The 13,107-nt window shown below is 43.8% G+C and carries 13 protein-coding genes and 1 pseudogene; 7 read left to right on the top strand and 7 right to left on the bottom strand.

Features of this window, described 5'->3' with window-relative positions; translation table 11 throughout:
• The coding region (locus NT178_09075) for a hypothetical protein (protein ID MCX5812680.1) at positions 1–227 on the top strand (227 nt) is incomplete at its 5' end.
• A 44-nt stretch (positions 228–271) separates the two neighbouring features.
• Here the strand turns inward: NT178_09075 and NT178_09070 are convergent.
• Positions 272–559 carry a Dabb family protein gene (locus tag NT178_09070; protein ID MCX5812679.1) on the bottom strand — a complete coding sequence of 96 codons (288 nt, stop codon included), beginning with the start codon at positions 557–559 and terminating at the stop codon, positions 272–274.
• Positions 560–693: 134 nt separating this feature from the next.
• Between NT178_09070 and NT178_09065 the strand changes: the two are divergent.
• A pseudogene (locus NT178_09065) lies at positions 694–816 on the top strand (GGGtGRT protein).
• On the opposite strand, the gene NT178_09060 reads toward NT178_09065, so the two are convergent.
• Positions 807–1,190 carry an HAD-IA family hydrolase gene (locus NT178_09060; protein MCX5812678.1) on the bottom strand — a complete coding sequence of 128 codons (384 nt, stop codon included), beginning with the start codon at positions 1,188–1,190 and terminating at the stop codon, positions 807–809. The pseudogene NT178_09065 and the gene NT178_09060 overlap by 10 nt on opposite strands.
• Before the next feature lie 576 nt (positions 1,191–1,766).
• On the opposite strand from NT178_09060, the gene NT178_09055 reads away from it, so the two are divergent.
• Positions 1,767–1,955, top strand: coding sequence for a DUF5668 domain-containing protein (locus NT178_09055; protein MCX5812677.1), 189 nt, complete (start codon positions 1,767–1,769; stop codon positions 1,953–1,955).
• A gap of 113 nt (positions 1,956–2,068) precedes the next feature.
• Here the strand turns inward: NT178_09055 and NT178_09050 are convergent, their stop codons facing one another.
• Positions 2,069–2,644: a flavodoxin family protein gene (locus tag NT178_09050; protein MCX5812676.1), complete on the bottom strand. Its 576-nt coding sequence runs from the start codon at positions 2,642–2,644 to the stop codon at positions 2,069–2,071.
• A gap of 544 nt (positions 2,645–3,188) precedes the next feature.
• On the opposite strand from NT178_09050, the gene NT178_09045 reads away from it, so the two are divergent.
• Positions 3,189–4,181 carry an Ldh family oxidoreductase gene (locus NT178_09045; protein ID MCX5812675.1) on the top strand — a complete coding sequence of 331 codons (993 nt, stop codon included), beginning with the start codon at positions 3,189–3,191 and terminating at the stop codon, positions 4,179–4,181.
• A gap of 126 nt (positions 4,182–4,307) precedes the next feature.
• Here NT178_09045 and NT178_09040 read toward each other — a convergent pair whose 3' ends face one another.
• The 4 genes from NT178_09040 to NT178_09025 form a co-directional block, all read right to left on the bottom strand.
• Positions 4,308–6,650 (bottom strand): TonB family protein, encoded by a 2,343-nt coding sequence (locus NT178_09040; protein ID MCX5812674.1) that lies wholly within the window; start codon positions 6,648–6,650, stop codon positions 4,308–4,310.
• A gap of 170 nt (positions 6,651–6,820) precedes the next feature.
• Positions 6,821–7,906 carry a DUF2275 domain-containing protein gene (locus tag NT178_09035; protein ID MCX5812673.1) on the bottom strand — a complete coding sequence of 362 codons (1,086 nt, stop codon included), beginning with the start codon at positions 7,904–7,906 and terminating at the stop codon, positions 6,821–6,823.
• Positions 7,903–8,511 (bottom strand): sigma-70 family RNA polymerase sigma factor, encoded by a 609-nt coding sequence (locus NT178_09030; GenBank protein ID MCX5812672.1) that lies wholly within the window; start codon positions 8,509–8,511, stop codon positions 7,903–7,905. The genes NT178_09035 and NT178_09030 overlap by 4 nt, the downstream gene beginning before the upstream one ends.
• 453 nt (positions 8,512–8,964) lie before the next feature.
• Positions 8,965–10,713, bottom strand: coding sequence for a formate--tetrahydrofolate ligase (locus tag NT178_09025; protein MCX5812671.1), 1,749 nt, complete (start codon positions 10,711–10,713; stop codon positions 8,965–8,967).
• A gap of 212 nt (positions 10,714–10,925) precedes the next feature.
• Here NT178_09025 and NT178_09020 point away from each other — a divergent pair, with 212 nt between their 5' ends.
• The 3 genes from NT178_09020 to NT178_09010 all read left to right on the top strand — a co-directional run bounded on the left by NT178_09020 (position 10,926) and on the right by NT178_09010 (position 12,995).
• Positions 10,926–11,129, top strand: coding sequence for a cation transporter (locus NT178_09020; GenBank protein ID MCX5812670.1), 204 nt, complete (start codon positions 10,926–10,928; stop codon positions 11,127–11,129).
• Between the two features lie 169 nt (positions 11,130–11,298).
• Positions 11,299–12,543, top strand: a complete 1,245-nt coding sequence (lpxC, locus tag NT178_09015; GenBank protein MCX5812669.1) for a UDP-3-O-acyl-N-acetylglucosamine deacetylase — start codon at positions 11,299–11,301, stop codon at positions 12,541–12,543.
• A 17-nt stretch (positions 12,544–12,560) separates the two neighbouring features.
• Positions 12,561–12,995, top strand: a complete 435-nt coding sequence (locus NT178_09010; GenBank protein MCX5812668.1) for a VOC family protein — start codon at positions 12,561–12,563, stop codon at positions 12,993–12,995.
• The last annotated feature ends 112 nt before the right edge of the window (positions 12,996–13,107 follow it).

Here is a 13,107-nt window from a genome sequence, read left to right as displayed (position 1 = left end):
GTGATGTTGTTATTAATTGTAGGAAATTAGAAGCAATGTGTCAAGATTTTTTCGAGCTTTCTACGGGGCTGACAGGTGTTCCGCATCCTCCCTGTGTCGAGCAAATTAGCTGGGAATGTGTTTTATTAAAATTATTAGATTCATCTACAAATCCTCAAAAACTGTACACCAAAGCAGTTGTGCATCAAGAGATGAAAGCAGCGAACATGGATGTCAGCGAGACTTAGACTATGCCATTTCTTGGTTCGTGTGTTCAACCTTCCTGTTCTAACTAATATTCATAATCAACGACAGCCAAATCCGCTATTTCAGTCAGAAGATTCTTTATTCCGATGTGGCTGGGATGATTCCTGTATCTTTCTAATGCTTCCGCATTCTCAAAACTTGAAACTATTGCCAGGTCATAAGCTGTCTTCGAAGGGAGAGCTTGCTTGCCCATACTCCATTCTCCCACCTCGGGAATAGATTGTCCCAGAGTATTGAGGGTATTTATGGCATTCTCGCGTTTTTCTTCGGATACTGAGGTACGAAACTTACAGAGAACTACATGTCTAATCATACTTTTTCCTCCTTTTACCGTCCAACAATTAATATACGATGCTCGTTGTTTTCAGACTTTTTGTTATGGTATTCCTTGCTTGTAATAAAGGCAAATAAAAAATGTTATTAATGCTATATACATCATTTTTCGAAAGGACATCGCATCCCAAAAACATAGCGACAAGTCCTGCTTCATATGGAATAACCGACACTATGGGAAGGACGAAATGCGACACTGAATTTGGCGGTTTGTCTTCCGTACCTGCTCATGTGGAAATAGGGCAAAAACAGAATATAGCTTCGAGAAAGGAAGGACGGTCAATGAACTGAATTGCCTTCATGCCCTTCTTGCGTGCAGTTACACAATGTGCCTCAGTATCATCTACAAAAAGAAGCCTCTCCGGTGCACAATTCAAACGTGTGATAATATCGGAAAAATGGGAAGGGTCCATCTTACTTTTTCTAAGATTATAGCTGTTAAACACAAAATCGAAATATTTAAAAAAATCGTATTGTTTGTTTAATTCATCGAGCCAATTGGTTTGATCGCTAAGGATAGCAGTTCCAATACCATTTGCTTTGAGCTTTTTTACAATATCAAACATCCAGGGCCGCAGAACAAATCGTGAGAGGACTTCATTGCGGAGCATTGTGTCTTCATCTTCAATGCCTGTTTTTTCGCGGACTGCCTGCCAGAAGGCGTGTTCTTCAATGTGGCCCGTCAGATATCCTGTCGAGTAAATCAAGTCATAAGCCAGATTATAAAAGGCCGTTTCGTCTAACCCGTGGTGCATCGCAACAGCCCTCAATCCCTCCTCAAATCCTATTTCAGCCAGGACACCCCCGAAATCAAAAACAACCATATCTATGACACATGTTCTGTCTTGAATATTCATATTTATCTCCAAAATGAAGAATGTATCACAATCAGAAAGCTATTTTCTACTTTTTAAAATGGACAAAAAAGTTTATCAGAAAGGATAAATATACTTATTACTATTTGAATTTACTACAATTCAGGAACCTTTGATTTTGTTTCTTTCAGTAAGTTACACGTAACACGAGGCAGATCATTTACCCTTCGCTCCTATCATAACCCTTTTATCGCTTTATATGACTTTTCGTCGACAGACAGTTCTCTAAAGAAAATCTTTCATATAAAATAGCTATATTGATAGCAAATGATATGGGCATGGATATAAAATCTATTGCATGAAGGAGGCATTATGAAATCTAAATCAGGGATCGGGGCATACATCCTTATCGCTTTGGGCACCATTTTTCTCCTGTCTAATTTCGGTTTGCTGCCACACCCATTTATGGCGCGATGGTGGCCATTGATTCTTGTTCTTGTTGGTATTCTGTCGTTGATACGGCGTTCATCCCGTCAGAAACAACAGAACCATCTTGAATAATAAGAAAATTGCAAGGGGTTTGAGGAGAGGATTGCAGGCCCTATTTTGGAATAATAATGATGCAGGTACAGTTCTCTAAAAATGAAGCAGAATCTTGTGAATATATAGGATTGTTAAGCCTTTAACCTCATAACCAGCCAGGCTATTGTTTCACCCAGGTCTTTCATATTTGCAAGTGCTTCAGTGTCTTTCTCAACTTCCCCCTTCTCTCTTCCAATACCAAAATTCCAGTAAGTAGAACCTGGAATAATCATTCTGGACATTAGAAACATATGGTACATTGAATCTATGACACTGGTTGCCCCTCCTCTTCTGTTCACAGTTACTGCAGCACCAATTTTACGAGAGAAAAGACGGTCATTCGCATTGGCAACAAATCCTGCACGGTCTATCAAGGCTTTCATTTCTGATGTCATACCGGCAAAGTATGTTGGTGAACCTAAAATAATCGCATCGGATTCAACCATTTTGCCAATGCATTCATTTATGATATCTGTATCAATTGCACATCTTGAATCCTTGTTTTCCTTGCACTTATAGCAGGCCATGCAGCCATGTACCTGTTTGCCGCCAATCTGGATCAGTTCTGTTGTTATTCCTGCCTCAGTAATTGGCTCAAGCACTTTTTTCAGCAAGAATTCCGTATTTCCGCCTTTACGTGGACTCCCATTAATTGCGATTGCTTTCATATTGTGATCTCCTTGTATATTCAAACTTAAGGATTAATCTGCTGCTTATAATTTCTAAAGTATTATGCCTAACGGATAATATTGTCAATGACAATGACGTTTTTATAACAAACTTATGAAAATAAAACTGCATGATCCATATGATATGGGTTGTCATTACAAATTGTAGTGAGCAACATAATCCTAAAATCATAATGTTATATTGCTCACTAAATAATATTAAAGTTTATTATTTACAGTAACGATAGAGGCTACAAAGAAGAAAGCAGCAACAACAACGAGAAGAATCACGTATTTTATCATGCTTGCATTCAATCTCCAGTTTTGAAATTGCGGTTCAATTTCAAGCTGAAACATCCGCGCTGGCTTTCGATTGCTGGTTGAAATGTTACATTTAAAGGCATAAGAGAACTGCCCGTCCCGCCCTCAAGTAAAAAATATATCGGGAAAATAATTGACAAATAGTAAGTAAAATAATTAAATGAATTCACCGCAATTTGCGTTGGGGGTTCTATCACCGGGCAAGATATTTGAGGAGAAAATTATGAAAATATCGATTAAAGAACTTGAGGAACTGACACACAAGGCAGTGAAGAAATACGGCTACAACGAGAAAGAAGTCCGGGTCATCGCTGACGTAATGCTCTATGCTCAACTGCGGGACAACAATCAGGGAATAGTGAAGCTAATCGGCGCTGGTATACCCAAAGATTCTAATGCAGGGGAAATCGTAATCGAAAAGGAAACCCCGATTTCTGCGCGGATCAACGGCAATAAAAACCACGCCATGCTGGTTGTCGGGAGGGCGGTGGAAATAGTGAAAGAAAAGGCGAAGAAAAGCGGGTTCGCTATTGCCGGGACATTCAACACAAATACATCGTCCGGAGCCATAGGTTACTATGCTTCCTGTCTGGCAGAGGAGGGGCTCATCGGCTTTGCTTTCAGCCGCTCACCACAGAGAGTTGCAGTTTACGGATCATACGAGCCTGTATTCGGAACCAATCCTTTGGCCATCGCTATCCCCGGCGGGCAGGACCCCATCGTACTCGATATGTCCACAGCCGCCACTTCCTATTTTGGACTGGTAGAAGCCCAGACGGCAGGCAGAAGCATTCCGGCTGATTTTGCCTATGATAACCAGGGCAATCCGACGACTGATCCGCAAAAGGCCATCGCGGGTGCTATTCGTTCCTTCGACCGGAGCTATAAAGGATCAGGCCTTGCTCTGATAGGCGAGATACTGGCGGGGCCGCTGGTTGGCGCTGCCTTCTGTGGAATTGGTGACAGCAAGGGCAACTGGGGACATTTGATTTTTGCCATTGATCCGGAACTCTTAACGGAACGAGACAAGCTTGTAAGTAATGTTTCGGAGATTATCAGTAAGGTTAAATCCACAAAGAAACTGCCCGGAGTGGACGAGATATTCGTGCCGGGAGAAAAAGAAAGTCATCTGGCCAGACAGCGTCAGGAATCCGGCCTGATTGAAGTAGAGAATAACCTGCTTGCCGAACTGCGCAAAGTGGTTGGCGGGGCATGAACGGGAACGACACTGAATCATTATAACTATCCGTACATTCACTGTAATAAACGAGATAAAAAGCCCCCTCCAACCTCATGATGAACAAGAGATTGGAGGGGGCTTAAAGAGTTGTTCCAGAATCTATTATGGGGTAAAGGTAATAGTGATCGTAGCCTTTGCCTCTTTGCCGTCTGTGGTTGCCGGGAGCTTCCACTTTTTTACTGCTTCGATAATACATTTATCACCGGCTTTATTGTTGGAAGTACCTGAGATGATCTTAACATCTTTTATTATACCGTCCTTGTTGATATTCAGGCTTATTATAAGTTTCCCTTTGAGACCGTTTTCATTGTGGCATTTCTCTAAATCGCCAAGCAGTTTTTTGGCAACATCGAGTACAGCCTCTTTTGATATGCCTCCTGATACAACAACGTTGTTGACGCTTGCTTTGGTTGTTATTGCATCCTGTTTATCACCCTTCATCGCATCTTCGCGGATTGCCTCAGCCTCAATTTTATACTTTTTCGTGGGCGCTGTAAGCATAGGCGCGCGCATAGCAGCTAAAGGCATTGCGCCGCCCACAGCATAGTTCGAGACCCCCTGGGGCAAGGGCAGGGGCTGCTTAACCGTTGTAGGTTTGTCGCCCTGGTTGCGTATTTCCGTGTCAACGGCAACAAAAGATGTGTAGGCAGTGAGCAGATTGTAATTTAATCCAAGGTCTGTTACCTCTTTAATGCGCTTATCGTCAGAGCGGAGCATGTTGTAATCAGAAAGTAAGGTTATACGGTGGCGGGCCCACAGGTATTTGAGGGCTGCATTGGTTTTAAGGGGTTTCGCTTCCCCTGCATTGATTGTGTCCGTGTATTTGCCGCTGCCGGAAATGCCGCTTAAGGTAATTGCGCCCTGCGGTTTCCCCCTCCACTTGCCGAAAACAATAACAGGGCGTTCTGCAAGCACATCGGGGATGGTGATTGGTTCAACATCATAGACGGCAAAACCGTTGAAATTTACCTTTACCTGTGTGAGCACCGGCGACTGGATCATTGCGCGAAAACGCTCTGCCTTTTCCGGGGCTTCACCCGGTTTTGCGATAACAAACGGTTCTCCCATACCGACACGGGCCATGCCTTCGATGATGTGGCGGTTTACACTTGAACCGATGCCGAAGGCGAACATATTCGCGTTATTGAGGTTGTTCCTGATGAGGTCAAATACTTCCTCTTCAACTTGCACATATCCGTCTGTTGCAATTACAATAGTTCTGGCGTAGTTCTCAGTTTTTTTCAAGGAGAGAACGCGCTTCAAAGCCGGTAAGAGCTCAGTGCCGCCGCCGCCTTGCTGCCGGTCAATGATATTGATCGCTTTTTTTATGTTTTCAGAGGTTGCAGGCAGCGACTCTTCGGACATAAGGGCTGATCCGCCGGAGAATAGAAGGACATTAAATTTATCAGTAGGCCGAAGGTTCCCTATGAGGTTTTGTAAAAGATTTTTAGAGATTTCCAGGGGGAAGCCGTGCATTGAGCCCGAGACATCAACAATAAAGATATATTCGCGGCCAGGGATTTCAGCTTTTGTAACACGTTTCGGAGGCTGCATCATAAGGAGGAAAAAGTTTTCTTTCTCACCTTTATAGAGAAGAATGCCGGATTGGATTTTGTCGCCGTCAAGCCTGTAACGGAGGATATAATCGCGGTTGCCGCCGGACTTTTCAGTTTTGTCCAGTGCGACTTTTGCGGTATCAGGGCCGCTGTAATCCGCATTTACCTTATGTGAGGGAGATGCGAGTTCTTTAATAGGCATGCCTGCCGCTATATTAACCGTAATATCGAAGGCGTAGGGAGCTGTTTCTCCTTCCTTGAGGTAGGGGTTCTGCACCCATTTTTCAGACGCAGAGGCTGTTTCTGCGGGCTTGTTTGAATAACGCGGCCCTACGACAGTGGGATAGACGAATTGGTATACCCGGTCTTCAGGCACAAGCAATTCGGTGTATTTAAGTTCCACTTTAATCTCATCGCCGGGCATAATGTTTGCCACGTTCATCTGAAAAACATTCGGCCTCTGCTGTTCGAGGAGGGAAGCGCTTCGCCCTTCTTCCTTCGCCTTTTCGTAATCCTGGCGAGCCTCTTCACGTTTTTTTATCTTTGCCTCTATGACCCTCTTCCCGATTGTCATTTTCATCCCGTATACTGCCGCACGAGTAGAGGCCGGGAAAATATAAATGGCCTCAATCGCTTTTTTCCCTTCATTTTTGTAAACCTGCGTAACCTGCACGTCGGAAATGACCCCTGAGATGTTGACGAGAGCGGATGTAGATTTGAGGGGGAGTTGATCTAAGGTCGGATCATCGCTTTTTACAAAGAAATAAGGGGACAGGGTTTTATCGTCACCCTCTGATGGATTAGAAACCAATGTTTTCGCGAAGGCAATCCCGAAGAGAAGAGAAAATGTCGCGACAAATAGTATTAAAAACCGTGTAACGCGTTTCATATGCAACCTCCTTGTGTTGTTTGTTTTTGCATCTATTTTATGAGACAAAGGAGAGGTTCAAAAAGTTCCAAACAAAATGTATTATAACACAAGGTGTGTGAGTAATACGATTCCCTCAATACTAACCCGGATATTTATCCTAATGGAAATCTAATGGATTGAAAAGTATCTCACCAACTATTGACAATTTCTATCCTGACTGTGATTTCTTCTTCAGGGATATTGTATAACAGGATGTTTTCTTTGACTTCACCGACAGCATTAAGTTTCTCAATGAATTCTTTTAATGCTTGAGCTGGAAGTGTTGCCGTGATGATTTCAATATTTTCGCGTGATTCTCGCTTGATGCTCGTTGCATTGGAACGATTCAAAATATCTTCGATTTCCCTGCCTGCAAAAGCGGTATTGTCGGATTTAACCGTAATGTTAATGGTTTGTGGCTTTTTAGCAGCAGCAGACGCCTTGGGTTGAAGCTTCCCGGGGTGTGTTTCACGTCCGAGCCGGTATTGCGACCCTGTATCCGAGGCGGCAATATTTCCTTTTTTCTTGTGCACAGGCTCAAGCGCCCCGGCTAATGAAGGGGCAGACTGAAAGGCTTCGTTCTTCATTTCTGTTTCCTGTTCTCTGGCAGCCCGGGCTGGAGCAGGTACGGCAGGTACAGACAGCACCGGTGCGGGCAGAGGCGTTGCATGGGGAGTCGGTGCAGCCGGAGTTCCCCCAGGGGCAACAGCGCCTGTGCCTACTTTTGGGACTTGAGAGACTTCAACCGTATCTTTCTCATAACGTTCATCAGGGACTGTTTTCCCTTTGGAAACAGGGGCAGGTGTTGGTACGGCTTTTACGTATCGTTGATCAACAGAATCAGCGGTCTGCGCCTTTTCCGATGGCGCCTGAAAGGATTTTATTTCCGGGCCCGTAGATTTAAACACATAGACAGCCATTACCACTACCAGGCATGTGGCAAAGACCTCCACAGGAATCTTAATATGGAGGGGAAAGAAGAGCTTCCGGAATATCCCTTGTTTCTCTTCGGCTTCTTCCCTGACTCGTGCCATAATCTTCTGTTTAAACCAGGGCGGGGGCTCTATTTCTTCAAGGCTGCGGACAAGCTCTGTTGTCTTTTTAAGGTCTTCAAGGGTCTTGCTGCACTGTATGCAGGTTGCGAGATGTTCCCCGATAAGTTTTTGTTCCTGAGGAGTAACATCCCCTTCAAGATAAGCCGAAAGACTTTTTTCTATGTCTGCACATCTGTTCATAGATCACCAAGAACCTTTTTCAGACAGTTTCTGAGGGTATCTCTTGCCCTGAAAAGCCGTGATTTAACTGTTCCTTCAGGTATTTTAAGGATATCCTGTATCTCTTCATAAGAAAACCCCTGCATATCCCTTAAGACAACAACTTCCCTGTATTCTTCGTCCAGAGAATTTATGCATTTCTGTACCTCTGCCTGAACCTCCTTCTGCACAAGCTGTTCGACAATGGGTATTTCAGGGGACTGCGGCTCCATGTTATAACTGCCGCTGTCTGTTTCAATTGTATCGTCTATTGATGCCCCCTCATGATGGTACAGTGTTTTTATCTGTTTTGAGCGGTTCTTCGCATGATTGATCGTGATGCCGGTGAGCCAGGTGGAAAATTTTGCCTCTCCTCTGAATTTCTTTATTGATTTGAATGCTGAGAGAAAAGCCTCCTGAACGACCTCGCAGGCATCCTCATAATTATCCGTTATCCTGTAAGCGATGTTCAGCATCCTCTTCTGATACCTCTCGACAAGCACTTCAAAGGCGTCAACATTTCCTTTCTTGCATAACAATACAAATTCAAGGTCTTTGTCCACACTGTCTTTTATCTTATAATCCATTATATCAGACATCTTATCCTGCAAAAATGTTCCATAACTATCATACAAAAATAAACACCCCGTTGCAAGCAGACGGGGTGTTAAAACCGGAATCTGGAACATCTTTCACCGCAAGCTGGAAAATGGTATTGTCAAACGTTACATGAAAAATGGTGTGAAGATTGAGTAAAGATAAGCTTCTACAATGCAAAATAAGAGGGAGGAAGAAAAGAGAAGGAAAATTAATAAATTTATTCTTTTTTTATAACGGATTCACATATGCATGATAGAAGCTTATGTGAATCCGTGTTTAGTGGGCGACGGCATGGAAGGAATGTTTCAGATGTGGATGGGCTGCAAGCCTTGCAGACCGGAAACTATACATGCGTATGTTGGAGGGCGCAAGGTGCCGCAGAGCGCCGCAGATGGACATTTCAAACATGCCGTTGACCGAACAAAGGAAAAAACCATACATCAGAACAGCCCCGTTACCTGTCCTGTCTCGGTGTCTACATCAATTCTCCTGAATGAAGGGTCTGAACCTGTGCCGGGCATCAGACTTATTGCCCCTGTTACAGGACAGAGAAACCTTGCCCCTGTGAATACAAGAATGTCCCTTACAGGCAGTCTCCAGCCTTTAGGCACTCCTTTCAACTCCGGGTCATGAGACAGACTAAGATGTGTCTTTACCATCATGGTGAAGTAATCTTTCTTTTCCGGGTCAGCTTCCAGCTTCGCCAGTTTTGCTTCTGCATCCGGTATCCATAAAACCGTGGCGGCGCCGTAGATTTTCTTTGCGATTAAATCTACTCTTTCCTTTAAAGGCATATCAAGGGGATAAAGAAACTGAAAATCTGTTGTTTCCTCACATGCATCAATCACCGCGTCTGCAAGTTCCAGTGCCCCATCGCCGCCCTTTAACCAGTGCTCGGACACGGCTACGCGGGCGCCTTCAGCCTCTGCATACCTCTTCACAAGGGCAACCTCTTCTTTTGTGTCGCTGTTATAGCTGTTAATGCACACAACAGGCTTTATACCGGACAATTTCACTATGTTGATATGGTGAAGCAGGTTCGGGATGCCCTTTTCCAGCAATTCAAGATTTTCCATCCTGTACTCATCAGCCAGACGCAACCCCGGCGCCACCCTCGGACCGCCGCCGTGCATTATTGTGGTTGTAATGACCGAAACATTCGGCTCCAACCCGCTGATCCTGCACTTGACATTCCAGAATTTTTCAAACCCGATTTCAGCGGCAAAACCACTCTCAGTTACATGGTAATCAAAAAGCTTAAGCCCGACCCTGTCCGCGATAATAGAGGATTGCCCGATCGCAATATTTGCAAAGGGTCCTGCATGTACCAATACCGGCTGCCCCTCTATTGTCTGGATAAGCGTAGGGTTAATGCTTTCCCTCATGAAGGCGCACATAGCGCCTGCAACCTCCAGGTCCTCAGTGGTTACAGGGTTCCCTTGTACGTCGTATGCCACCGTGATCCTGCCGATCATTTCCCGTAAATCTTTCAGATCCTTTGCAATCGAAAGGATTGCCATTACCTCCGAACTTACCGCAATATCAAAACGGGATTGCATAGTAAAGCCGTTCATTCTTCCGCCAAGACCGATGACAATATTTCTTAAACTCTGGGCACAGAAATCCATTACCCACCCCATCTGCACGTTGCTCGGATCTATATTGAGGCGTCGCAGATTCCTCCTTGCAAGCTCCTCATCATTGTAGTTTCTTTCATGCTGCATCCGTGACGTGAGGGCGACCATGGCAAGGTTATGGGCATTGATAATATTATTGATGTCTCCGGTTAATCCGAGAGACAGTTCCGTCAACGGGATCGCCTGGGCATTTCCACCGCCTGCCGCGCTTCCTTTTACGTTCATTGTGGGTCCGCCTGAAGACTGCCGTATAGCCCCTCCCACGCTTTTCCCTCTTTTTCCCAGACCCTCAATCAATCCAAGAGAGGTTGTTGTTTTCCCTTCCCCGAGGGGGGTCGGGGTAACAGCCGTTACCTCAATATATTTACCGTTAGGCCTGTCCTTGAGTCTATTTATGATTTTTGCAAAATCAAGCCTTCCTATTTTACCGTAGGGGAGCACTTCATTTTGTTCAAGTGATAATTCGTCTTTGAGCTGCCAGATGGATTTCATCTTTTCCGTTGCTGCTTCAGAAATTTGCCAGTCCGCCATTTTTGTTGGATCGTAAGGCATTGATACCTCCTTCAAATCATTTTGTTAGTAATATTATACTAAATTGTAACTTATATATATATTATAATAAATTTATAAATATGTCCAGATTATCTTTTCAAAAATATGACTATCCGTATGAGAATAATAAAAACAACATGCCCTTTGCTTGTAATATAGCTGGCTGATGCCTATAATAGATATACGTCTTTAATAAAAAAGGAGAACTTGCCATGTCAGATATAACAATTAATATTGAGGGTATGAGTTGCCAACATTGTGTAATGGGCGTGAAGAAAGCAATCGGAGCACTTAAGGGGATTGAACAGTCAGATGTATCTGTAGGAAACGCCGTTGTTAAGTATGATGAATCCAAGGTAAAAAAAGAAGAGATTGAAACAGCCATAGAAAAAGCCGGATTTAAAGTGAGCAAATGATTTAAGTGAACTTGACAGGCAAACCGTAAGTTTTAAAAAAGCCAAACAGCACAAATTGATCAGTATGCCTTCGGGTAAATTTGCTGGTCAATTTGACAGATTTTAATAAGTTGTAAACAGTTATGTTATCCCGTTGTAAATTACTGTCGTTTCAAGTACAATATCACCCATGACTAAAGTGCTCATTATTGATGATGAAAAGGCTATATTAGACAGTCTTTCATCCATTCTCGAGGATGAAGGTTTCCAGGTCTTTAAGACAGCGGATGCCAAAGAGGGACTTGCCATATTTGACCGGGAAAAACCCGGGGTAGTTATCCTTGATGTGTGGATGCCCGAAATGGATGGTCTGCAGGTGCTGAAGCGAATTAAGAAAAAGGACCGGAATGCCATGGTGATTGTCATATCAGGACACGGAACGATCTCTACAGCCGTAGAGGCTGTGAAAATAGGCGCCTACGATTTTCTTGAAAAGCCTCTGTCTATAGACAAGGTGCTTGAGGTAATCTCGCGGGGCATTGCCGGTGAGACCGGCACGGTGAACAAGGCGGCAGATTTCAAGATCGGAGTTGCAAAGGGAGTTGATATATATAAACAAAAGACCATAGGCAAGAGCATTGTTGCTTATGGAGTAGGACTTCACTCAGGCGTAAAAACAGGCATGATACTCATGCCCATGCCGGAAGACACAGGCATTATGTTCGAGCATATACCCGATGGAGAGCGCATCCCTGCTTATATAGATTACGTGTTTTCCGTTGGCTACGCATCATCTGTCAAAGGTAAGAATTGCATTGTGAGAACTATTGAACATCTCCTTGCAACATTGCATATGTACGGCATTACCAATCTCCTAATAAAAGTAAGCGAGGAGGTGCCTATATTTGACGGTTCCTCTATTGAGATATGCAAAAAAATAGAAGAAGCAGGGGTGATTGAGCAGGAAGAGGGTGTTGAACCGCTACGAATTCAGGAGACCATCGGCCTTTCAATGCTCCCTGATGGAAAATACCTGTCCATTGAACCATCAGATGTGTTTGAGATCGATTATACCCTTGAGCATCCAAAACCCATAGGCACCCAGAGATATTGTTTTGTTTGCGATAAAGAATCTTTTTTCAAAGATATAGCGCCTGCACGGACCTTTGGCTTTCTTAAGGATTTTGAAAAACTTCAGAATATGGGTCTTGGTTCGGGTGGGAGGATAAGTAATTTCATTATCCTGAATGATCAAGGTGTTATTAATACAAAGCTCAGGTTTGAGGACGAGTTTGTAAGACACAAAATCCTTGACCTGATCGGAGACTTGTATCTTCTTAACCGGCCTATCATTGGCAAGGTTACGGCAAGACAGACAGGGCATCTTGAAAATATCGCATTGGTCAAAGAGTTAAAAAACAGACTGAAACACTGACAATTAAGGGGTTAGCTGTGATCAAGCTCGACCATATCGGATTTGTTACCAACGATATAACCCGTTATGTGGAGCTATTCCGTGCGTTAGGCCTTACAGAGATAACAGACCCTTTAGAAAACCCGAGTCAGAAGGCATCGGCATCCTTCATAAATGTAGGCAGAAAGGACGATATTTATATAGAGGTTCTTGAGCCGACACACGATATATCACCTATAACAAATTTTCTCAAAAAAAGGGGAGGAGGTTTACACCATCTGTGTTTTGAGGTGGATGATATCGAGAATACATCAAAGAACCTTGTTGAAAAAGGTTTTAAAATGGTCAACCCTCCAGAGGACTGTGCAGCCTATGATGAAAACCTTAAAAGGGAGTGCAAAGATGTTTCGAAGATTGCATTCTTTATGCTGGGAGACAGACTGCTTGTTGAGCTTATAGAAAGAGGTATATGACGCCGGGCTGCCCACTTGCGGGTCGTGGCTTTGCCGGTAGAGGGAATGGAGCGAGCCCCTGTAACAAAAAACGCCTTTCCCGGGGCAGGGAAAGGCGTTTTTTTATTAAAGG

The sequence above is a fragment of the Pseudomonadota bacterium genome (genome assembly GCA_026388255.1).
GTDB lineage: Bacteria > Desulfobacterota > Syntrophorhabdia > Syntrophorhabdales > Syntrophorhabdaceae > JAPLKB01.
This window is presented reverse-complemented; position numbering and strand designations above follow the sequence as displayed.

Coding starts and splice junctions, on each gene's coding strand:
- NT178_09070 (MCX5812679.1), bottom strand. CDS start 559: ATGATTAGACATGTAGTTCTCTGTAAGTTTCGTACCTCAGTATCCGAA.
- NT178_09060 (MCX5812678.1), bottom strand. CDS start 1,190: ATGCTCCGCAATGAAGTCCTCTCACGATTTGTTCTGCGGCCCTGGATG.
- NT178_09055 (MCX5812677.1), top strand. CDS start 1,767: ATGAAATCTAAATCAGGGATCGGGGCATACATCCTTATCGCTTTGGGC.
- NT178_09050 (MCX5812676.1), bottom strand. CDS start 2,644: ATGAAAGCAATCGCAATTAATGGGAGTCCACGTAAAGGCGGAAATACG.
- NT178_09045 (MCX5812675.1), top strand. CDS start 3,189: ATGAAAATATCGATTAAAGAACTTGAGGAACTGACACACAAGGCAGTG.
- NT178_09040 (MCX5812674.1), bottom strand. CDS start 6,650: ATGAAACGCGTTACACGGTTTTTAATACTATTTGTCGCGACATTTTCT.
- NT178_09035 (MCX5812673.1), bottom strand. CDS start 7,906: ATGAACAGATGTGCAGACATAGAAAAAAGTCTTTCGGCTTATCTTGAA.
- NT178_09030 (MCX5812672.1), bottom strand. CDS start 8,511: ATGGATTATAAGATAAAAGACAGTGTGGACAAAGACCTTGAATTTGTA.
- NT178_09025 (MCX5812671.1), bottom strand. CDS start 10,713: ATGCCTTACGATCCAACAAAAATGGCGGACTGGCAAATTTCTGAAGCA.
- NT178_09020 (MCX5812670.1), top strand. CDS start 10,926: ATGTCAGATATAACAATTAATATTGAGGGTATGAGTTGCCAACATTGT.
- lpxC (MCX5812669.1), top strand. CDS start 11,299: ATGACTAAAGTGCTCATTATTGATGATGAAAAGGCTATATTAGACAGT.